This window comes from Campylobacter sp. BCW_4323 (assembly GCF_001763115.1).
Classification (GTDB): domain Bacteria; phylum Campylobacterota; class Campylobacteria; order Campylobacterales; family Campylobacteraceae; genus Campylobacter_D; species Campylobacter_D jejuni.
The window spans coordinates 24,965-46,704 of the sequence record NZ_MJYC01000035.1; the positions used below are offsets into that span (position 1 = coordinate 24,965).

Consider the following 21,740-nt stretch of genomic DNA (forward strand, 5'->3'; position numbering starts at 1 on the left):
TTACTCCTTATTTTTGCGTGATTTTCAAAAATGCTGCTAAATTTGGATCTTTTTCATTTTTACAAAGATCAAGCATTTTTAACATCTTTTCATAATCTCTTGGCATGACTTTAAAAAAGTCTTTTTTATCGAATTTTTCTAAAATATCTTTAGCCTTTTTAGAATCTGTATAAGCGATATGTTTTTCTATCACAGCTTTTAATTCTTTTTCATCCTTAGCATTAAGATCTTTAATATCCACAAGCTCGGTATTTACATGAGCTTCGTTGTGTCTTCCAAAAATATAAACAACGCCCCCACTCATACCAGCAGCGAAATTCGCACCCACATCTCCAAGAACTACAACTTGCCCACCTGTCATATATTCACAACCATGCACACCTGTTCCTAAAACCACAGCCAAAGCTCCTGAATTTCTTACACAAAATCTTTCCCCTGCTATACCATCTAAATACACTTCACCTTTTGTAGCTCCGTATAAACAAGCATTTCCTGCGATGATATTTTCTTCAGGCGAAAAAGTAGCTTCATTTGAAATTTTTGCTATGATTTTGCCACCACTTAAACCCTTGCCTAAATAATCATTGCTATCGCCTATAATCTCAAGTTTAATGCCCTTTAACAAAAACGCTCCAAAGCTATTGCCTGCATTGCCTATAGCTTTGATATGGATACTATCTTCGTCTAAAGCATCTTTTCCATAAGTTTTTAAAATTTCACTTGAAAGCATAGTTGCAAAAGTACGGCTTTGATTTCCTACTTCTAAAGAAAGTTTGATAGGCTCTTTTTTCTCCACAGCATTTTTACAAAGTGGTAGTAAAATTCTATAATCAATCGTTTTTTCAAGTTTATTATCTTTATAGTCTTTAAAATGCACAGCAGTTTTATTATAAGTAGGCAAGGATTTTAAAATTTTATCTAAATTTAGCTTTCCTGCTTTACCTTGCACACTTTTTTGGCGGAGTTTATCCACACGACCTATCATATCATCTAAACGTTCAAAACCAAGCCTTGCCATGTATTCTCTAAGCTCCTGGGCTATAAAATACATGAAATTAATCACATCATCCACTTTGCCCTTGAAACGATCTCTAAGTTCTGTATCTTGAGTGGCTATACCAAAAGGACAGGTATTTAGATGACAAACTCTCATCATCGTACAACCTAAAACAATCAAAGGCGCGGTTGCAAAACCAAATTCTTCAGCTCCTAAAAGTACTGCTATGGCTAAATCACGCCCATTCATAAGCTTTCCATCAGTTTCTAATCTTACCCTATCTCTAAGCTTGTTTAAAATCAAAGTTTGATGTGTTTCAGCCAAACCTAACTCCCAAGGAATTCCTGCATGCGGTATAGAAGTTCTAGGGCTTGCACCCGTACCTCCATCATAACCTGAAACAAGGATTAAATTCGCTCCTGCCTTAGCCACACCTGCAGCAACCGTTCCTATGCCATTTTCGCTTACAAGTTTTACTGAAATTTTAGCGTCTTTGTTAGCATTTTTTAGGTCATAAATAAGTTGAGCTAAATCTTCTATAGAATAAATATCATGATGAGGAGGTGGGGAAATAAGCGTCACACCTGCAGTAGAATGCCTAGCCTTGGCTATCCAAGGGTAGACTTTAAAGCCCATTAATTGTCCGCCTTCACCTGGTTTTGCACCTTGAGCGACTTTGATTTGAATTTCTTTTGCATGACTTAAGTAGTTTAAATCCACGCCAAAACGCCCACTTGCTACTTGCTTAATGGCTGAGTTTTTATCCACACCCTCTTTGGTTTCATAGCGTTCTTCATCCTCTCCACCTTCACCTGAATTTGATTTAGCACCTATTTTATTCATAGCCTGTGCTAAACACTCGTGTGCTTCTTTAGAAATAGAACCATAACTCATAGCCCCTGTTCTAAAGCGTTTAACTATACTTTCTACACTTTCAACCTTATCTATGCTAATAGCTTCACTAAAATCAAATTCCATCAAAGAACGCAAGTTAACTTGTTTTTCATCTACTAAAGCCGAGTATTTTTTAAAGCTTTTATAGTCTTTGTTGCGACAGGCTTGCTGAAGATTAAAAATCACAAGCGGATCGATTAAATGTTCTTCTTTAGCACTTCTAAAACCATGAATTCCTTTAGAATCTAAAGCCTTATGTGTATCGTTAAAAGCATGTTTGTGCAAAGCAATGAGTTCTTTTTCAAAATCTTCTAAATCCATACCTTCAATGCGTGAAGTTGTAGAAGTGAAGTATTTATCAATCACCTTAGAACTTAAGCCCAGACATTCAAAAAGTGCAGAGCCATTATAACTTTGCAAGGTAGAAACCCCCATTTTAGAAGCAATTTTGACTATGCCGCTTGAACTTGCCTTGATGAAATTTTCTACTGCCTTTTCATAGCTTAAATCTAAATCTTTATTGACAATGAGTTTTTGTATACTCTCATAAACCAAATAAGGATTAATAACAGTCGCACCATAACCTAAAAGACATGCAAAATGATGAATTTCTCTAGGTTCACCACTTTCGATGATAAGGCTTGTATGTGTTCTTAAATTTTTTCTTACTAGATGATTATGCACTCCAGAAACAGCAAGCAAAGCAGGAATATAAGCGTTTTTTTCATCCACTCCTTTATCACTTAAAATGATAATAGAAACACCTTTTTTAACCTCATCTTCTATCTTAACGCAAAGTTCATCTAAAGCCTTTTCTAAAGTTTTTTTAGAATAATCATAAAGTATAGAAAATTCTTTAACTTGAAATTTATTTAAAGCCTTAACTTCAAAAAGTTCTTCATTGCTTATCACAGGCAGGGCTATTTTTACGCGTTTTGCATTGTTTTCATCGGGTTTTAATAAATTGCCTTCACTTCCTAGATAAATCCTTGTAGAAGTAACGATCTCTTCTCTTATAGCATCAAGAGGAGGGTTAGTTACTTGTGCAAAAAGTTGTTTAAAATAATTATACAAAGGTTGATAAGTTTTAGAAAGTATAGCCAAAGGAGTATCTACACCCATAGCTGCTATAGCTTCTTTGCCATTTTGAGCCATAGTAGCCACACTCATTTTAAGCTCATCATAACTCCAACCAAAAGCTTTTTGAAGTTTTAAAACCTCATCTTCTTTTAAAAACTGATGTTTATAAACTCCGCTTTTTTGTTTTTCAAGTTCAACTAAATTTTTAAGCCATTTTTTATAAGGCTTAGCATTAGCATAATGCTCTTTGATTTCATTATCAGCTATAACCCTACCTCTTGCTGTATCAACGAGTAAAAGTTTTCCAGGTTCTAAGCGTTTTTTAGCTTTGATATTTTTTTCATCAAGTTTTAAAGCCCCTGTTTCACTTGAAAGTATGAGCATATCATCTTTTGTAAGATAATACCTTGAAGGACGAAAACCATTTCTATCCAAACTCGCCCCCATAATCACTCCATCAGTAAAAACTATAGCAGCAGGTCCATCCCAAGGCTCCATCAATAAAGAATGATACTCATAAAAAGCACGCTTTTTGCTTTCCATATTTTCATTTTTATGCCAAGGTTCTGGCACCATCATCATAAAAGCTTCTTCTAAAGTGCGACCATTTAGAGCTAAAAATTCTAAAGTATTATCAAACATTGCAGAATCACTGCTAGGCTTAGCTATGATGGGAAAAATTTCATCTAAATTTTCAAAATACTCACTTTGCATCAAACCTTCTCTAGCTCTTATACTATCAACATTTCCGCGTATGGTATTAATCTCTCCATTATGCACCATATAGCGGTTTGGATGTGCTCTTTCCCAACTTGGAAAGGTATTAGTCGAAAAGCGAGAATGCACCAAAGCGATGGCTGATTTCATATTGACATCTTTAAAATCAAGATAAAAATCGCTCAATTGAGTTGAAAGAAGCATTCCTTTATAAACTATGGTACGTGAAGAAAAACTTGAAAAATAAAATTTTGGCACATTAATAGCTCTTTTTTCTATAAGGCGACGCGTACTATAAAGCACTCTTTCAAACTCAAGTCCTGCACTTATTTTACTTGGTTTTTTCACAAAGGCTTGTAAAAAATAAGGCATAGCTTTTAAAGCACTTGCACCTATATCACTAGGATTAAAAGGCACTTCTCTAAAACCTAAAAATTCAAGTTTTTTATCCTTTAAACCTTGTAAAAATATCTCTTTTGCTTCTTCTTTTGCATCAGTATTGGGTGATAAAAACATCTGCGCTACGGCATAATCACCCTTTTTAGGGAGTTCAAAACCTAATTCTTGAGTTTTAAAAAAATCATGTGGAATTTGGATCAAAATCCCAGCTCCATCACCTGAATTTTCTTCAGCTCCTGCACCACCTCGGTGCTCAAGATTCATCAAAATTTCTAAAGCATCACAAATAACCTTATAAGAGGCAATACCACGTATATTAGCAATTGCAGCGATACCACAGGCATCATGTTCGTTCTTTGGGTGATATAAACCTATGCTTTGATTATTTTCTAGGATATTTTCTAAATCCATTTTGCTCTCCTTATAAGACTGATTTAAATTTTGTTAGCTTTATAAAGGATTATAGCATACATTTTTTTAAAATCGATATAATTTTTATCTTAAAAATAAATAAATTAAAAAATATTTTGATAGATTTGTAAAAATTATAAAAACATGGCGATAATACTACCTAAAATCAATAATGGGCCATTATAAAAAATAAAAGTTGGTATACAAGTATCTTTAATGTGATCGTGTTGTTTATCAGCATTTAATCCTACAGTGGTTCCCATGGTTGTTTCACTGGCTGGACTTCCTGCATCTCCTAAAGCTCCTGCTACTCCTAAGATAAATATAATAAGTGCTGTACTAAAACCAAGTTCCAAACAAATAGGACAAAAAAGCGTAGCTATGATAGGTATAGTTCCAAAAGAAGTACCTATACCCATAGTGATGATAAGTCCTATTAAAAGCATAAAAAATACTGCTAAAAATTTACTTTGTTCCATCCAAGGAACGACTGAATTTACAAGCTCTACTACTGATCCACTTTCTTTTAAAACTTCTCCATATCCTGCAGCAACAAGGATAACAAAAGCTATAAAACCCATCATTTTAAGTCCATCATCAAAAACTTCATTGACTTTTGAAAATTCAACTCCACCCAAAATAACCATTAAAACAAAACCCAAAAGCCCTGATAAAGGTAAATTCATAGTCAAAATTTGCAAAATTAAAGTTAAAACAAGCCCAGCTAAAACGCCCCATTCCTTACGAGTCATTTCAAGATTTTCTAAATTCACTTTAGCAATTTCTACTTCTTGATACTCTCTTGGCTTACGATAAAACACAAAAAGCGCTAGAAAAAGTCCTGTTATCATACAAATAGCAGCAAAATACATAGTATTTGTAACATCATTTAAAGATACACTTACATTATTTGCATTTAAATTATCTTTTAAAAGATCTTGAAAAGTAAGTCCAAAGCCTACTGGCAAAACCATATAAGGCGTAGTAAGTCCAAAAGTTAAAGCACAAGCAACCGCTCTACGATCGATTTTAAGTTTATTAAAAAGACTTAAAAGAGGTGGAATTAACAAAGGTATAAAAGCTACATGAATAGGAATTAAATTTTGAGAAAAACAAGAAATTAAAGCTATAGACAAAAGCAATAAATATTTTTTATGAGATATAAAATGGCTTACTATCTTAATTAAATATGCAGTTAAATTTGTCTTTGAAATCGCTGCGGCAATGGCCCCTAAGAGTATATAGCTAAGAGCTGTTTTTAAATTTTCTTTCATTCCGCTTATAAGTATATTCATAGTATCTACGAGTTCAAGATGAGAAAATACACCTGCAACAAGAGCCGAGATCAAAAGACTCAAAAGTACATTAAAACGAAACAAACAAAGTAAAGTCATCAAAACAACACTGATAATGATAGGATTAGTAAGTAAAGTCAAAATCATTCCTTAAATAATTTTAAAAATTTAATTGTAGAAAAAACTTAGTTAAAATGTAATAAAACTCGAACATATGATGATTTTATTTTAATATGTAAAATTATAAAAATAATTAATTTTTTTAATTTAAATAATTAATTATATTAATTATTTAAATTTTTAAAATTTATAATAAAATAAAAGATTATATAAATATTTAAGGATATTTCAATGAAACAGAACGATCAAAAAGAAAATCGTAGAGACTTTCTAAAAAATATAGGACTTGGTTTATTTGGCATTAGTGTATTGTCAAATTTTTCTTTTGAGAATTTTTTAGGAAGTAAGGCTTTGGCAAAAGAATTACCTGATTTTAAAATAGAAGGTAAAAAAGATCTTATCTATCATGGTGAAAAACCATTAACAGCAGAAACTGAAATTTATGCTCTTGATTCTGATTTTACAAAACCTGAAAATTTCTTTGTTAGAAATAATGGCTTACCACCAAGCCTAGAAACGATAAAAGAAAGACTTCATAAAGGTTGGACTTTAGAAATCGATGGAGAAAGCATTATCAATAAAAAATCTTACACCATAGAAGATTTAAAAAAGAAATTTAAAACCTATACTTATGCCTTAACAGTTGAATGCGGTGGAAATGGTAGATCCGAAGTTATACCTAGCACAAAAGGAACTCAATGGGGTTATGGTGCAGTAGCTTGTGGTAGATGGACAGGAGTGCGTTTAAAAGATATTTTAAAAGATTGTGGCATCAAAAATGATGCGGTGTATATTGGATATTATGGTATAGATACAAAATTAAACGGTGAAGAAACTTCACCTATTAGTAGAGGAGTTCCTATTTCTAAAGCTTTACAAGATGAAACTCTAATAGCTTGGGCTTATGAAGGCAAAGATATTCCTTTAGTTAATGGCTATCCACTTAGACTTGTTTGTGGTGGTTACCCTGCAAGTACAAGCGGTAAATGGCTTTATAAAATTTCAGTAAGAAATAAAATTCATGATGGTGAAAAAATGGAAGGTTCTTATAAAGTTCCTGTAAATCCAGTAAAACCAGGAGATTTTAACTATAAAGGCGAGATGAAAATCATAGAATCAATGCCTGTAAGATCTGTAATCACTAATATCAAAAATGGTTCTGAAATAAAAGCAAATAAAAAATTTGAAGTTAGAGGTAAAGCTTGGGCTGGCGAACTTGAAGTTAGTGAAGTTTATGTAAGCAATGATTATGGCGTAACATGGACCAAAGCAAAAGTAGAAAAACCATTAAATAGATTAGCATGGCAAAAATGGAGTGCTCAAATATCAATACCGACAAAAGGATATTATGAAATTTGGGCAAGAGCTATCGATAGTCAAGGTAACAGTCAACCTATGGTTTTAGCACAGTGGAATCCAGGAGGATATATCAATAATGCATGCCATAGAGTTAATGTTTATGGAGTTTAAGAATGGTGAAAAAAATTATATTGATCTTAGCATTGTTTTTAAGTGCAAGTTGGGCTCAAAATCTTGAAATTAACCCTGATACAGGATTGATTATCGATCCTGATTCACCTTTAGTGGAAGCAAATTGTTTAGCTTGTCATGGATCCAATCTCATTACCAATATGCACGCAAGTAGAAAAGCTTGGTTAGCAGCTATAAGATGGATGCAAGATAGTGAAGGACTTTGGGAAATAGAACCTGAAGATGAAGAAAAAATTTTAAATTATCTTGAAAAATATTATGGAGAAAAATACGATACAAGAAGAAGAATTCCTCTAGCTATATTCTTACAAAACAAAACTCATTGAAGAAATCATTTCTTCAATGATAAATTTACACATCCAAATGTTTTACATCTTTAGCGTGTGCTTGGATATAATCGCGTCTTGGTTCAACCTCATCACCCATAAAGAGATTAAAGGTATCATTTGCACTTTGTGCATCTTTAATAGTGATTTTTAAAAGTCTTCTTACGCTTGGATCCATTGTAGTTTCCCAAAGTTGCTCAGGATTCATTTCCCCTAAACCTTTATAGCGTTGTATAGTAGCACCTTTTTTAGCATTGGTTTCAACATCTTCAAGAACTTCTAAAATATCTTTATCAAATTCCAAGCCTCTATCTTTAATCTTATCAAAAATATAACTTGCTTCTTCATATAGTGGATGAGTGAAAAGTTCTTCATTGATCACAAGTTCTTCTAGGCCATTTTGAGTTTGAACAAAAGCTCGAATTTCATTTTCGTTGATATAATGATTTAAGATATTGTGTCCTTGTGTTTCTAAAAATTGTTTGATTACACTAAATAATTCTTCATTATTTGCTTTAACTAAATTTGAATTTTCTATCATATAACGTATCACAGAAATCACATTAAAACGCTTTTCAAGATCTTTTAAAATCGCACGATAAGCTGCAACGATTTTTAAATAATCTTTTAAATCATTCATTCCTATACCTTCATAATTTAAACCTTCTATTCCCGTTTCTATCAGGTATTCGCTCAAAGCTTTTTCATCTTTTAAATAAATTTGCTTTTTAGCTTTTTTATAAAGATATAAAGGCGGTTGTGCTAAATAAATATGTCCATTTGTTACAAGTTCATTCATAAAACGGAAGAAGAAAGTTAAAAGCAAGGTTTGTATATGTGATCCATCAACATCCGCATCTGTCATGATGATGATTTTATGATATCTTAGTTTTGAAAGATCAAAATCTTCACCTATACCACAGCCAAAAGCGGTAATCATATTTTGAATTTGCTCAGATTTTAAAATTTTATCCAGTCTTGCTTTTTCAACATTTAAAATTTTACCACGCAAAGGCAATATAGCTTGGAAAGATCTTTCTCTACCTTGTTTTGCAGAACCTCCTGCAGAATCCCCTTCCACAAGATAAATTTCACTTTCACTTGGATCTTTACTTTGACAATCAGCTAATTTCCCTGGTAAAGTTCCTACGCTTAAACTTTCTTTTTTACGCGTTAATTCTCTGGCTTTTTTCGCTGCTTCTCTACCACGAGCAGCCATTAAAGCTTTGTTCATTATAGCTTTAGCTTCGATAGGATTTTCTTCAAAATATTTAGTCAAATACTCAAAACTTGCTTTTGAAACTATAGGACGCACATAAGTTGAACCAAGTTTTCCTTTGGTTTGTCCTTCAAATTGTGGTTCAGGCACCTTTACACTCACAATAGCGATTAAACCTTCACGCACATCTTCACCCGTGATTTTATTATCCTTTTCTCTAGCATTTGCATTTGCTTCTATGTAGTTACTTATCACACGAGTTAAGCCCATTCTAAAACCAGCTTCATGAGTTCCACCATCTGGAGTTTTGATATTATTTACAAAAGAGAGTAAATTTTCGCTATAAGTATCATTGTAAAGCAAAGCTACTTCAACATTCACATCTTCTTCATCTACGCTAAAGAAAATTGCCTTAGTTAAAGCTTCTTTTTTATTTAAGTCTGTAACAAACTGAGAAATTCCACCTTCAAAGTGAAAACTTTCATGTTTGCCTACGCGGTTATCTTTAAAATTTATAGTGATTTTTGGATTTAAGTATGCAAGTTCACGAAATCTTTTAGCTAAAATTTCATAATCAAATTCAGTCACTTCAAAAATTTGATCATCAGGCCAAAATTCTATAGTTGTTCCTGTCTTTTTACTTTTTCCTATCACACCAAATTCACTGATAACTTTACCTTCTGAAAATTCTTGACGATAAATTTCTCCATTTCTTTCAACTGTAGCTACAAGTTTTTTAGAAAGTGCATTTACAACTGAAACCCCAACACCGTGCAAACCGCCTGAAACTTTATAAGTATCTTTATCGAATTTCCCCCCTGCATGAAGGACAGTTAAAACAACAGTTAAAGTTGGCATATTTTCAGTTGGGTGCATATCAACAGGAATACCACGACCATTATCACTAACTATACAGCTTCCTTCAGTAGTGATTTCTACATCTATAGTATCACAATGTCCTGCCATAGCTTCATCGATAGAATTATCCACAACTTCATAAATCATATGATGAAGTCCGCCTATGTTTGTATCTCCTATATACATACCTGGGCGTTTTCTAACAGCTTCTAGGCCTTTTAGGACTTTAATATTACTCGCACCGTAATTTTCTTGCATATTTTTCCTTTATCTTTTACTTGTTCTTATTATAAAACCATAGGCATGATAATCATTGATAGTCCTTGGGATTTGACTATAAATGCTGAATTAGGTTCATTTACACTTAAAGTGAATTTTTCTTCTTCTATAGAAGTTAAGAAATCAAGTAAATATTTGATTTTTATAGTAAGATTAAATTCTTCACTCACTCCTGTTTGAATTTCAAGCTCTGTTTTTGCTTCCATATTGTCTAAACTTATACCTTCAAAGATGATTTTATCTTTGTTAAAATGAAGTTTCATTTTTTCAGTTACAACGCTGATTTTTTTAAGACTATCTATAAAATCTTCAGTTGAAAAGCTAAGTTCTTGTTTGAAAGTTTTTGGTATAACTTTTTCATAGTCTGGAAATTTATCGTTAATAAGTTTTGTAAAGAATTCAAAGTTTTCATTTTTAGCGATAAGCATATTTTGATCATAAAAAATTCCTATTTTTTCATAGAAAAGTTTTTGCATTTCCATGATAGCTTTTTTAGGGATACTAAAACTAAATTCTTGATTATTTGCTTTTTCTAAAGTATAGATTGCAAGGCGTTTTGTGTCAGTTCCTACGAAGTTAATTTTATCTGTTTTTATATCTAAAAATGCACCATTTAAGGAGTATTTTGGGTTGTTTGTATCAATACTTGGTAATATCTTTTTAAGAGAACGACTTAAGTCACTTGAATCAATGTCAAATTGGTTTTTTCCTTCTGTATTTGGAAAATTTGGAAAATCTTCGTGATTAAACATAGGGAGTTTGTATTTTGTGCTTTTTTGTCTTATAAATAAGAAGTTATCAATAGTTTCTAAAACAACTTCTTCATTATTTAAGCTTTTAATAACATCTGCAATACTTTTTGCATTTGCAGTAGCAAAACCACTTGATTCTACGCGGATTTTTTTTATCTTATAGTTGATACCTATTTCATAATCACTAGCTCTAATAAGAAGTTTATCTTCATCAGCATGAAAAAAAAGATGAGAAGTAATGGTGCTTGAATCTTTTTTTTCTACATAAGCATTACATAAAATCACTGCAGATTCTAAAGTATTTTTATTGATACTTAACTTCATTTTTTCTCCTTGGTTTATTTTAATTTAAATTCGTTGTAATAATAAGCTCGTTGAAATTGTGAAATTCTTCAAAGCAAAATAATCAAATTTGTATTTTATCATACTTTGCTTAATTTCTTTTTTTCACATTCTAGAATTTATTTTTCACATCCTTTCACTTAACTTTGACTTTTAACAAGAATTTTGTTTTTAAGTTCTTCGATTTTTGCTTTTAAAGAAGCATTATTTTCTATCATTTCTGTGATTTTTTTAACATTATGTGAAATAGCCGTATGATCTTTCATTTCAAAATAATTCGCAAGTTGTGGCATAGTTAAAGCCGTAAGTGTCCTAGCTAGGTAAATCACAATGCGTCTTGCTGTGACTATATTTTGAGTTTTTTTATTGGATTTCACATCGCTTGGTTTGATGTTAAATTCTTTACATACTAAAGATAAAATGTCATCTATAGTGATATTTTCTTTCTTTTCTTTGATATGATCTTTCATCACACTTTTGGCAAGTTCGAGTGTGATTTCTTGTCCTAGTATGGTTGCATAAGCATTTAAACTTATGATGATGCCTTCGATTTCTCTTATATTATCTCCTAAAGAAGTGGCGATATAGTTTATGATATCATTAGAAAGATTAATATCGTTAAATTCACATTTTTTCCTTATGATGGCTATTTTTGTATCTAGTTGAGGTGGAGTTATATCAGCTATGATCCCATGTGCAAAACGACTTTTTAAGCGTTCGGTTATGCCTTTTAGCATGTTGGGTGGATTGTCTGAAGTCATGATGATTTGTCCATCGTTGTTTTTGATTTCATTAAATATAAAGAAAAATTCTTCTTGAATTTTATCGGTTTTTCCTAAAAACTGCACATCATCTATAAGCAAAACATCGCAGTTTCTATACTTTTCATGAAATTTATCTAAAGAGCCATTTTTTAAATTTGAAGTAAAATCATTGATAAAATTTTCACTTGTAGCGTAAATGACTTTTTTTCCCATTTCTAAACTTGCATTTCCAACTGCTTGAAGTAAATGTGTTTTTCCAAGTCCTGTAGGCCCATAAACGAAGATTGGATTATAAAGTTTTCCAAGTTTGTCTTTATGCGCTACGGCTTTACATGCTCCATAAGCGTATTTGTTAGAATCCCCCACAACAAAACTTTCAAAAGTAAAAGAAGGATTTAAAATCGTGCTTTGTGCCTTTATATGAGCTATGTCGATTTTTGTGCTTTTGTTGCTTTGTTTAGTACTTTGTGCTTGTATATTTATGATGGCTTTATTTCCGCTTTGCACTTCATAAAAATGTGCGATTTTTTTGCCGTATTTTGTTTGTATGAATTTAGCCATGAGTTCATTTGGAGCATTAAAAACCAAAAGATCTGCTTTGCTTTGCTTTTCGTTGAATTTTAAATTTGATAGATAGTTTTCGTATTCGTTTTCGCTTAATTCTTTTTTTAAATTTTCAAGTATTTGGCTTGGATTCATAATCTCTCTTTAAATTTTGCATAATGTATAAATTTTATCTTAAATTTCATAAAAAAAGGTTAAAATCTGCTTTTGTATTTTATTTTCAAAAGGTATGAATTTGAAAATTTTAGGTATAGATCCAGGTTCAAGAAATTGCGGTTATGCTATTATAGAAGCCAGCAAAGGAAAAAATATTCTCATAGAAGCGGGACTTATAAAGATAAAGCCAAGCACCTTACAGTATCAAATCACAGAGCTTTGCGAGGGTTTGGATTTGATTTTTAAAAATCATTCTTTTGATGAGGTGGCTATAGAAGATATCTTTTTTGCTTACAATCCAAAAACCGTTTTAAAACTTGCACAATTTCGCGGAGCCCTATCTTTAAAAATTCTTCAAATTCATGGAGACTTTGCAGAATACACTCCCTTACAAGTGAAAAAAGCCGTCACAGGAAAAGCCAAAGCAACCAAAGAACAAGTTGCTTTTATGGTAAAAAGACTTTTAGGACTTAGCAAAGATATCAAACCTTTAGATATCACAGATGCTATAGCAGTGGCTTTAACCCATGCGGCAAATTTAAGAGTTAGGGTGTGATTTTGGTAATTTTCATTACATAAAAGCCCAAAGTTCCATAAACTCCTAAAATACCTTTAAATTTTTTCTATAAATTTTTAAAAAATTCATAAAAAATTTCAAAAGTTGGAACAGAACTTGCTTGTAAAACTTCACATAAACGCAAAAGTTTTTAAAGTCAAAGCGTTAAATTTTTAAAACAATATTTTATAAAGGATTTAAGATGATGAGATCACTTTGGTCTGGCGTAAGCGGACTACAAGCACATCAAGTTGCGATGGATGTTGAAGGTAATAACATTTCAAATGTTAATACCACTGGTTTTAAATACTCTCGTGCAGATTTTGGAACTATGTTTAGCCAAACAGTAAAAATCGCTACAACTCCAACTGATGGAAGAGGTGGACAAAACCCACTTCAAATCGGTCTTGGCGTTTCAGTAAGTTCTACTACAAGAATTCACTCTCAAGGTTCAGTTCAAACTACAGATAAAAACACTGATGTTGCTATCAATGGTGATGGTTTTTTCATGGTGAGTGATGATGGCGGTCTTACAAACTATCTTACAAGAAGTGGAGACTTTAAACTTGATGCTTATGGGAATTTCGTAAACAATGCCGGTTTTGTTGTGCAAGGATGGAATATCAACTGGGATGATCAAACCATAGATAGCTCAAGAACTCCACAAAATATTTTCATCGATCCTGGTATGCATATCCCTGCAGCAAAATCAACCGAAGTAGCTATCAAAGCAAATTTAAATAGTGGTTTAAATATAGGAACTTCAAGCACGAATTTATATGGACTTGACTCAGTTCATGGCTATAATACTAAAACCAACAAAGCTGAAGATGAAAACGATACAGGAACCACTCAGTTTTATACTACTTCTAAAAATTCGGTTGAAGTAACAGAAAAAGGTGTAGATGCAGGAGCTTTATTTAATGCAAAAGGAACAGGGCTAAATCTAAGAGATGGACAAGGAATTTGGGTTTCATACGCAGATGCAAAATACACTACAAATACAGGAGGACAAAATGTATTTGATTCTAACAATACGTCAACTCAAAATGGAGTTATTTTTTGGGGTGATAAGGACAATAAAGTAACTTTAGATATAACTTTAAATGGTGTAAATATTTATAATGCTGATATTCAAAGTCTTGATGATGCTATAGCTTATATCAATACTTTTACTGCTCCAACTGATACTAGAGATGGAACAGGAGTAAAAGCGGTTAAAAAATCAGATGGCTCAGGCATAGAATTTGTCAATGATAATGCTGATGGCACTACAGATAATATGAAAAATATTGATCTTACTGTAAATTCTAATAATAGTGCGGGTGAAATTCAAAATGTAACTTATAATCAAGGACAAAAAAAATTTACAGTAACACAAATGAGTACTGCTAAGACTAATTCTGCTTGGATAGCTGGTAATGGTGCTCAAACTGGAGGTGAAAATGTAAAAGTTATTACCGCGCATAAGTATATTTATAGTTCAAATCCTGTGGATTTACCTCCTATGTATAATCCTGATGGGGGTCCAAGTTATGTTGCTAATGCAAACAATAAACCTACAGATCCTGCTTCTGCAAACTACTGGGATGCTTTGCATGGTGGACTTTTAAATACTGATGCAAGAGTATTTAGAACGACTGAAGATTTAAGAGAACTTTTGCAAAGAGATGCTAGATATGGTGTAGACTATAATGGTAGTGGTAAAGGTAATGGAACAACAGTAGATATGAATGATATCAATCAAAATGTCAAAGTTGTAGTAAATTCAAGCGGACATTTTGCTATATCTAATGCAAATGAAGACTCCACCATACCTTCAGGTGCAGGCGTTAATGGTGGCAATGCTCAAAATGTGGCAGCTAAAAATATGAGTTTTAATATCACTGCTTATTCTAATAAAGAAGGTACAGTAAGCACTAATGATGCTTTTACAGCTATCTTTAAAGCTTGGGATGGTCCTTTAGTAACGGGTGGATCGATCAAAGAAAGCGAACAGCTTAAACTTTCATCCTTTTCAGCAGGGCTTGAAATTTATGATTCTTTAGGTTCAAAACACACTTTAGAAGTGCAATTTGTAAAACAAAGCACCACTCAAGATGGGGGTAATGAATGGCAAATGATCATCCGTGTGCCAGAACCTGCAGAGATCAACACTACAGGAGAAGGTCCTACGAACATCATCGTGGGTAGCGCAAGATTTAACAACGATGGATCTTTAGCAAGCTATACACCAAAAACTATAAGCTTTTCACCAAACAATGGTGCTGCGCCAAATCAACAAATCAAACTTTCCTTTGGAACAAGCGGAAGCAATGATGGCCTTGTAAGCTCAAACTCTGCTTCAACTCTAACAGGACAAGCAACCGATGGTTATACTTCGGGTAACTTAAAACCTGATGCTATCCGCGTTGATGATAAAGGAAATATCTTAGGTGAATTTACCAATGGTAAAACTTTTGCAGTGGCAAAAATCGCTATGGCTTCAGTGGCTAATAACTCAGGTCTTGAGGAAATCGGCGGAAACCTTTTCAAAGTTACTGCAAATAGTGGTAATATCGTAGTAGGTGAAGCAGGAACAGGGGGTCGTGGTGAGATGAAAACCTCAGCTCTTGAAATGTCAAATGTGGATTTGAGCCGTTCTTTAACAGAACTTATCATTATCCAAAGGGGTTATCAAGCAAACTCAAAAACCATTTCAACGAGTGATCAAATGCTTCAAACCTTGATCCAGCTTAAACAATAATTTAAGCTTAGCATTCTATAAAATATTGTTTTTTGCTCCCTTAAAGGGAGCAAGCCTTGCTTTACAAGCCTATCTTGGTAGTCTTGTAATACTAGGCTTAGGCTTGAACTGCCTTCAATTTATTGCTAACTCACTCTTGCTAGGGGTGAGTTGCAATAAAATTGCATTTTCTTATCTGTATCATAATCGTTTTAAAAACTTATTTTGTTATAATTTTTGCTTGAAATTTAAATTTTTAAGGAAAATCTATGCGTTATGGTGAAAAAGAAATCAAAGAATTTGATGTAGAAAATATGGAAATTTGGCCAAATGATGCGAAAAATGACTATATCATTAAAATCACTTTGCCTGAATTTATGTGTTGTTGTCCGCGTTCGGGTTATCCTGACTTTGCGACGATTTATCTTGAGTATATGCCTGATAAATTTGTGGTTGAGCTTAAGGCGATAAAGCTTTATATCAATACTTTTATGTATAGAAATGTTTCACATGAAGCAAGTATCAATGAAATTTATAATACTTTAAAAGATAAATTAAAACCAAAATGGATTAAAGTTGTAGGGGATTTTAACCCGCGTGGAAATGTGCATACGGTGATAGAATGTCGTAGTGATATAGTTGTTCCAAAATAATATTTGAGTAAAATATTCACATATTTTTATGTAAAGATTAAATATTTTATAAAAAGATCTTATTTAACCTTTGAAGAATATATAATATAAAAAGATCTAAAATTTTTAGATCGAATTTTATTATAAGGAGTTAGGTTATGAATAAAAAATTATTAAGCATTGTCGCAAGTGCTACTTTGTTTTCAAATTTGGCTTTAGCAGATGAGAATTCCGGTTTTTTTATAGGTGCTGATGCAGCTTGGATACATGCTCAAGTAAAAAGTGAGTTAAAACATAAGAATACAAAGCAAAATTTTAATGGAGATATTTCAGGTAATATACCATCGTTTGGTCTAAAACTTGGATATCGTTTAAATGAAAATCATAGAATTTATGCTGGTTATAATTATTCTGATGAATTTAGTGATTTTATCAAAACTCCTAAAATTCAAATCGAAGGTGATTTTACTACACATAAATTTTTAACAGGTTATGATTTTACTCCTAAGCTTTTTGAAAAAACCAGAGCTGTTTTAGGTGTGTATGGAGGATATGCAAGAACAGATCTTACCTTAAAAACAAGCTTTTTATCTTTGTCGCAAAATTTTGACGGTTATTTTTATGGAGCGAAAATAGGTGCTTTATATGATTTGACGCCACATAATGAAATAGAATTAGGCTTTAAAGCAGAGCAAATTCATTATAATTCTAGAAATTTTTATCAAAATACAGTAGGTTCAAACTTCTACGATCCTAAACAAACAAATTATGGTGTATATTTAGGATATAATTATAAATTTTAATCTAATGCAAGTTTTTATAACTTGCATTAATGAAATCAACCTCCACCGATAAAGTATTTTTCTACATCATCAAGTAATTTTTCACAAATTTGAGAATCTGTATTTTTTTCTACTATAAGATTTATATAAGTTTTAGTATCTCTAAAGCTTCCTGCTGATTTTGAATTTTCGCGAGTGAGTTTTTGGGTGTCTCTAGTATATTCTATATTGATGTTAAATTTAAGTGCAGCACTTGCTTCGCCTAAATTTGTTTTTACTACTACATTCATGTTAGAAGCTTTAGCGAGTGTGGCTTGGGTTTTATTTATGATTTCTTTAAAGCGTTGGCAAGATCGTATGAGTGTAGCGATAAATTTGTTATCAAGCCCCTCATAAGCTACTTTGAGTTTGTTTTTGATATCTTTTGTACTTTCTTTTTCAGGGGCTACAAAAACCATGTAAAAACCATTTTTTATAGCTACATTGTCTGTTTTTACATCGCGTCCACTTGACATAACTTTAACATAAATGGCATTATCAAGATAAACACGATCTACCATAGGGCCATAAATTTCGTATTCTTTTTTTCGGACTATGACTTCACGAGCCAGGACATTTAATTTCACATTGGCTTCGTGGATAACAGGTTCCATTTCTTTTTTAATCTCTAAGAGTTCTTTTAACATCAACATCCTTTTTGTTACTTAAAACTACAATTATATCAATAATTTTCTTAATTTAAGAATTTTACAAGCACATTTACTAAAAATATGATACATCAAGGATTAATTTTAACAAAGGAGGAAAAGATGAAGCAAATTTGTAAAATTTCAAATTCAGTCCAACAAAAAAGTAAAGACAATACTTTTAATCTGCTACTGCAACTCTCACTTTAAAACTCAATTTTATTTTTAATCATTTTTTACATTTTTAATTTTTTATCATTGTTGTTAAGTTTTTGAAATTTTATTCATTTATTCTATTTGGTTTTAAAGGATTAAATCATGAAAGATAATAAAATCATAATCTTTGATACCACTTTGCGTGATGTAGAAAATGCGATTTAGAAGAAGTGGTTATGGCGATAAAAACTTGCCTTGAAAATTTAGACTACGATGAAAATATTTATAATTTAGATGATGTTTATGTTTGGTGAGTTTTGAAAATTTTTGTAGAGGCTCTTCAAGAAAGCATGCGCCTTGGGCTTTGGTTGATTATGGTATTAGAGTTATTATCGCACCTTCTTTTGCAGATATTTTTAAAAACAATGCCTTAGGAAATGGTTTGCTTACCATAGAACTTACTAAAGATGAGGTTTTGGAAATAGTTGATGAGTTAAAAAAATCCCAAGATAAAAATATAGAAATTTCTTTATTGTAAAAAAGATATTTTTTAAAGATAGGATTTTTCTTTTGATTTAGATGATTTTCACAGAATTTGTCTTTTGGAAGGACTTGATAATATAGCTTTAACTTTAAAACATGAAGTACAAATCAAAGCCTATGAGAAAAACTCAAAAAGCTTTTTGGTTTAGAATTTTTTCATAAGCTAAAAAAGGATCTTGGTAATTAGGTATGTTAAAATTTCCACAAAAATTAAAATCAAGCTTTTTAAAAAGCGAATTCATAGGAAAATTTTTACTATGAGTATCTGCTCTTAAACTTGCCTTGTGATTTTCCAAGGCAAAATTTTCGCAAAAATTTAAAAGTTTTTGTGCTACGCCTTTGCCCTTTGCTTTTTGTTTGACGGCTAAACGGTGTAGATAAAAAGCTTTATCATCATATTTTTTGTTAAAAATAACTTGTTTGTAAAATTCAGGTTCAAATTTTTCATTGATACAGATAAAGCCTAAAATTTCATCATTTTCTTTAAACACATAAAGTTCTTGTACTTGTATATCTTCTTGAAAAACTATTTCATTAGGATAATTCTCATCCCATTGATGAAAATTCATAGCTTTCATAGCATTTAAAGCATCTTTTGTGATTTCAAGTATAGAATTTAAATCTTTATGGACGGCTTTTTGTATGATAGTGTTTTGCATGATAATCCTTTGTATAAGGAAGGGTGATGGTGGCTCCGATTGGACTTGAACCAACGGCCACTACCATGTCAAGGTAGTGCTCTACCAGCTGAGCTACGGAACCATATGGTGGAGCATAGCGGGTTCGAACCGCTGACCCCAACGCTGCCAGCGTTGTGCTCTCCCAGCTGAGCTAATGCCCCAAATGAAGTTTGTATTATAACTTAGTTTGCCTTAAAATTTATTTGATGGCAGACAGGAAGGGATTCGAACCCTCGAAAGCTTGCACTTTACACGCGTTCCAGGCGTGCTCCTTCAACCGCTCGGACACCTGTCTATGAAATAAAGCGTTCATTATATCTATAAAAGCTTTAAAAATAAAGAAATTTTTTAAATATTGAAAATAAAATTATTTTTTTAAAAATCAGAAAATTTTTAGTAAAAAGTAGTATAATTATATTTTATTTTAGTCAGGGTAGCTCAGCTGGTTAGAGCGCTGGTCTCATAAGCCGGAGGTCGGGAGTTCAAGTCTCCCCCTTGACACCATTAAATGTAATAATTATTTTTTTTCTTTTGTTACTACAAAAACAATTCCACCAAAACCTATAATTACAACAGCTGTTATAAAAATGATTTCGAAAATATCTAACATCGTCATTGTTCTTTTGCCCTTTCTTTAAGCTGTCCACAAGCAGCTGAGATATCAAGTCCTTTACTTTCTCTTATAGTGCAAGTTACACCTTTATTGCTGAGTAAATCTTGGAATTTAATCGCGTTTTCTAAACTAGGGCGTTTATATAAACTTCCTTCATGTGGATTAAAGAGTATTAAATTCACTTTGACTTTAATACCATTTAAAAGCTTGACTAATTCTTTAGCGTGTTCAAGCTTATCATTGATACCATCAATTAAAAGATATTCAAACATTACCCTTTTTCTTTGATCTATAGGAAATTCACGCACCGCATCCATAATCGCAGCGATATTATAAGCTTTATTGATAGGCATAAGCTCAGTTCGAAGCTCATCATTAACTGCATGCAATGATATAGCAAGTAAAACACCTAAATTCATTTGACCTAATTCTTTGATTTGTTTTGCCAAACCACTAGTACTGATGGTTTGACGGCGTGGGCTTATGGCAAGTCCATCATTTTGTGATAAAATTTTTACCGCTTTAGAAACATTTTTAAGATTATCCAAAGGTTCACCCATACCCATATATACTATATTTATACGGCGTTCGTAAGGGATATTGTTTTGTTTTTTGATCCATAAAATTTGTCCGACTATCTCCCCTGCACTTAAATTTCTTTTCAAGCCACCCTTAGCAGTAAGACAAAAACTACAGCCACTTTTACAACCTACTTGAGAAGAAACACAGATAGTATATCTCGCATGAGAAATTATTTTGCCTTCCGCGTCTATTTTTTCTTCTTTCATAGGCAAAAGCACACTTTCTACCCTTAAACCATCAACGAGTTCAAAAAGATATTTTATACTTCCATCTTTACTTTGCTCATTTTTAACGCATTTTACAGGAGAGAAATGAAAATTTTGTGCAAGTTCTAAACGTAGATCTTTTGGTAAACTTGACATATCGGAAAAATTATTGGCGTATTTTTGATAAATCCATTGATAAATTTGTTTCACGCGAAACATCGGTTTGATTTTTTCTCCTAATTCTTCAGGTAAAAAATCTAAAATATTAACAAGCTCTTTCAAAATTATTTTCCTTTTTGAATTTTTAAATATAATGATATTTTTTTAAGTATTCTTCTAATTTTTCTTTTGCCTTTTGATGATTTTTTATAAAATCTTCGTGAGCGTTTTCATTGCAAAAATTTGTTGCACACAAAATACACTCTGCATCAATATTTAAATTTTTAGCTACACTCAAAACAGAAAAGGCTTCCATATTTTCTGCAAAAAAACCTAATTTTGAAAATTCTTTTGCTGCTTTTGAATTTTGACAAATATAATTTGAAGAATTGATTTTGATTGTTTCACGAGAAACATTTTCTTTTTCTAAGCAAATTTCATATTTTGCAGGAGTATAAAAAGCATGTGAAATTTTAGAAAATTCTACATTAAAAGCATATGAACTTCTATAAATTTCTAAAATTTCCCCCTTATCATAAAGCCCACAAGTTCCTATAAATATGAGTTTTGATGGTTTTTCTTTTAAGCAAAGTTGACCCAAATGAAAAGCTGATTCAACCAAACCTATACCTATAGCTTTTGCAAAAGAAAAATTTTCATTTCCACCCGCACAAACAACCATTTTGATCCTTATGAAATTTTACAAAAATAATTCTACCTAAAAAGACTTAATTAAGAATTTTTAGATAAAATTAT

At 31.9% G+C, this 21,740-nt stretch carries 16 protein-coding genes, 4 tRNA genes and 1 pseudogene; 8 read left to right on the plus strand and 13 right to left on the minus strand.

Going from position 1 to position 21,740, the window contains the following annotated elements:
* Positions 1 to 7 precede the first annotated feature (7 nt).
* Positions 8 to 4,498, minus strand: coding sequence for a glutamate synthase large subunit (gltB, locus tag AJN60_RS01670; RefSeq protein ID WP_070285758.1), 4,491 nt, complete (start codon positions 4,496 to 4,498; stop codon positions 8 to 10).
* Positions 4,499 to 4,632: 134 nt separating this feature from the next.
* Positions 4,633 to 5,940, minus strand: coding sequence for a Na+/H+ antiporter family protein (locus AJN60_RS01675; RefSeq protein ID WP_044778575.1), 1,308 nt, complete (start codon positions 5,938 to 5,940; stop codon positions 4,633 to 4,635).
* 204 nt (positions 5,941 to 6,144) lie between these two features.
* On the opposite strand from AJN60_RS01675, the gene sorA reads away from it, so the two are divergent.
* Both sorA and sorB read left to right on the plus strand, forming a co-directional pair.
* Positions 6,145 to 7,383, plus strand: coding sequence for a sulfite:cytochrome c oxidoreductase molybdopterin oxidoreductase subunit (gene sorA, locus AJN60_RS01680; RefSeq protein WP_044778576.1), 1,239 nt, complete (start codon positions 6,145 to 6,147; stop codon positions 7,381 to 7,383).
* Positions 7,384 to 7,388: 5 nt separating this feature from the next.
* Entirely contained in the window at positions 7,389 to 7,730 is a 342-nt protein-coding gene (gene sorB, locus AJN60_RS01685) for a sulfite:cytochrome c oxidoreductase monoheme cytochrome C subunit (RefSeq protein WP_002857673.1), read from the plus strand.
* A gap of 25 nt (positions 7,731 to 7,755) precedes the next feature.
* Here sorB and gyrB read toward each other — a convergent pair whose 3' ends face one another.
* From gyrB to dnaA, 3 genes are all read right to left on the minus strand, one after another.
* The gene (gene gyrB, locus AJN60_RS01690) at positions 7,756 to 10,065 is read right to left on the minus strand and encodes a DNA topoisomerase (ATP-hydrolyzing) subunit B (protein WP_070285759.1); all 2,310 of its coding nucleotides are present in this window, start codon (positions 10,063 to 10,065) and stop codon (positions 7,756 to 7,758) included.
* A gap of 29 nt (positions 10,066 to 10,094) precedes the next feature.
* On the minus strand, positions 10,095 to 11,162 hold the full coding sequence (gene dnaN, locus AJN60_RS01695) for a DNA polymerase III subunit beta (RefSeq protein ID WP_070240265.1): 1,068 nt from the start codon (positions 11,160 to 11,162) through the stop codon (positions 10,095 to 10,097).
* A gap of 158 nt (positions 11,163 to 11,320) precedes the next feature.
* The gene (gene dnaA, locus AJN60_RS01700) at positions 11,321 to 12,643 is read right to left on the minus strand and encodes a chromosomal replication initiator protein DnaA (protein WP_070284774.1); all 1,323 of its coding nucleotides are present in this window, start codon (positions 12,641 to 12,643) and stop codon (positions 11,321 to 11,323) included.
* A 94-nt stretch (positions 12,644 to 12,737) separates the two neighbouring features.
* Between dnaA and ruvC the strand changes: the two genes are divergently transcribed.
* The 4 genes from ruvC (at position 12,738) to AJN60_RS01725 (ending at position 17,380) form a co-directional block, all read left to right on the plus strand.
* Entirely contained in the window at positions 12,738 to 13,220 is a 483-nt protein-coding gene (ruvC, locus tag AJN60_RS01705; protein ID WP_074469938.1) for a crossover junction endodeoxyribonuclease RuvC, read from the plus strand.
* Positions 13,221 to 13,422: 202 nt separating this feature from the next.
* Complete coding sequence (gene flgE / locus AJN60_RS01710; protein ID WP_070285760.1) at positions 13,423 to 15,966, plus strand: flagellar hook protein FlgE; 2,544 nt, start codon at positions 13,423 to 13,425, stop codon at positions 15,964 to 15,966.
* Positions 15,967 to 16,214: 248 nt separating this feature from the next.
* On the plus strand, positions 16,215 to 16,598 hold the full coding sequence (gene queF, locus AJN60_RS01720) for a preQ(1) synthase (protein WP_044778580.1): 384 nt from the start codon (positions 16,215 to 16,217) through the stop codon (positions 16,596 to 16,598).
* A gap of 137 nt (positions 16,599 to 16,735) precedes the next feature.
* Entirely contained in the window at positions 16,736 to 17,380 is a 645-nt protein-coding gene (locus AJN60_RS01725) for an outer membrane beta-barrel protein (protein ID WP_070285761.1), read from the plus strand.
* 35 nt (positions 17,381 to 17,415) lie between these two features.
* Here AJN60_RS01725 and AJN60_RS01730 read toward each other — a convergent pair whose 3' ends face one another.
* The gene (locus AJN60_RS01730; RefSeq protein WP_070285762.1) at positions 17,416 to 18,045 is read right to left on the minus strand and encodes a hypothetical protein; all 630 of its coding nucleotides are present in this window, start codon (positions 18,043 to 18,045) and stop codon (positions 17,416 to 17,418) included.
* Between the two features lie 463 nt (positions 18,046 to 18,508).
* Here AJN60_RS01730 and leuD point away from each other — a divergent pair.
* Positions 18,509 to 18,893, plus strand: a pseudogene (leuD, locus tag AJN60_RS01735) (3-isopropylmalate dehydratase small subunit); the annotation flags it as partial.
* Here the strand turns inward: leuD and AJN60_RS01740 are convergent.
* From AJN60_RS01740 to AJN60_RS01755, 4 genes are all read right to left on the minus strand, one after another.
* On the minus strand, positions 18,873 to 19,403 hold the full coding sequence (locus AJN60_RS01740; protein ID WP_070285763.1) for a GNAT family N-acetyltransferase: 531 nt from the start codon (positions 19,401 to 19,403) through the stop codon (positions 18,873 to 18,875). The pseudogene leuD and the gene AJN60_RS01740 sit on opposite strands and share 21 nt — an antisense overlap.
* Before the next feature lie 27 nt (positions 19,404 to 19,430).
* Positions 19,431 to 19,506: transfer RNA gene (locus AJN60_RS01745), tRNA-Val, on the minus strand.
* 3 nt (positions 19,507 to 19,509) lie between these two features.
* Positions 19,510 to 19,585, minus strand: a tRNA-Ala gene (locus AJN60_RS01750).
* 46 nt (positions 19,586 to 19,631) lie between these two features.
* Positions 19,632 to 19,719, minus strand: a tRNA-Ser gene (locus AJN60_RS01755).
* A 132-nt stretch (positions 19,720 to 19,851) separates the two neighbouring features.
* On the opposite strand from AJN60_RS01755, the gene AJN60_RS01760 reads away from it, so the two are divergent.
* A tRNA-Met gene (locus AJN60_RS01760) sits at positions 19,852 to 19,928 on the plus strand.
* Between the two features lie 13 nt (positions 19,929 to 19,941).
* Here AJN60_RS01760 and AJN60_RS01765 read toward each other — a convergent pair.
* The 3 genes from AJN60_RS01765 to AJN60_RS01775 are packed head-to-tail and all read right to left on the minus strand — an operon-like array spanning position 19,942 to position 21,666.
* The gene (locus AJN60_RS01765) at positions 19,942 to 20,040 is read right to left on the minus strand and encodes a hypothetical protein (RefSeq protein ID WP_002867513.1); all 99 of its coding nucleotides are present in this window, start codon (positions 20,038 to 20,040) and stop codon (positions 19,942 to 19,944) included.
* The gene (rlmN, locus tag AJN60_RS01770) at positions 20,037 to 21,107 is read right to left on the minus strand and encodes a 23S rRNA (adenine(2503)-C(2))-methyltransferase RlmN (protein ID WP_070285764.1); all 1,071 of its coding nucleotides are present in this window, start codon (positions 21,105 to 21,107) and stop codon (positions 20,037 to 20,039) included. Before rlmN ends, AJN60_RS01765 begins: the two co-directional genes overlap by 4 nt.
* A gap of 22 nt (positions 21,108 to 21,129) precedes the next feature.
* Positions 21,130 to 21,666, minus strand: a complete 537-nt coding sequence (locus AJN60_RS01775; protein ID WP_070285765.1) for a phosphorylase family protein — start codon at positions 21,664 to 21,666, stop codon at positions 21,130 to 21,132.
* Positions 21,667 to 21,740: the final 74 nt, after the last annotated feature.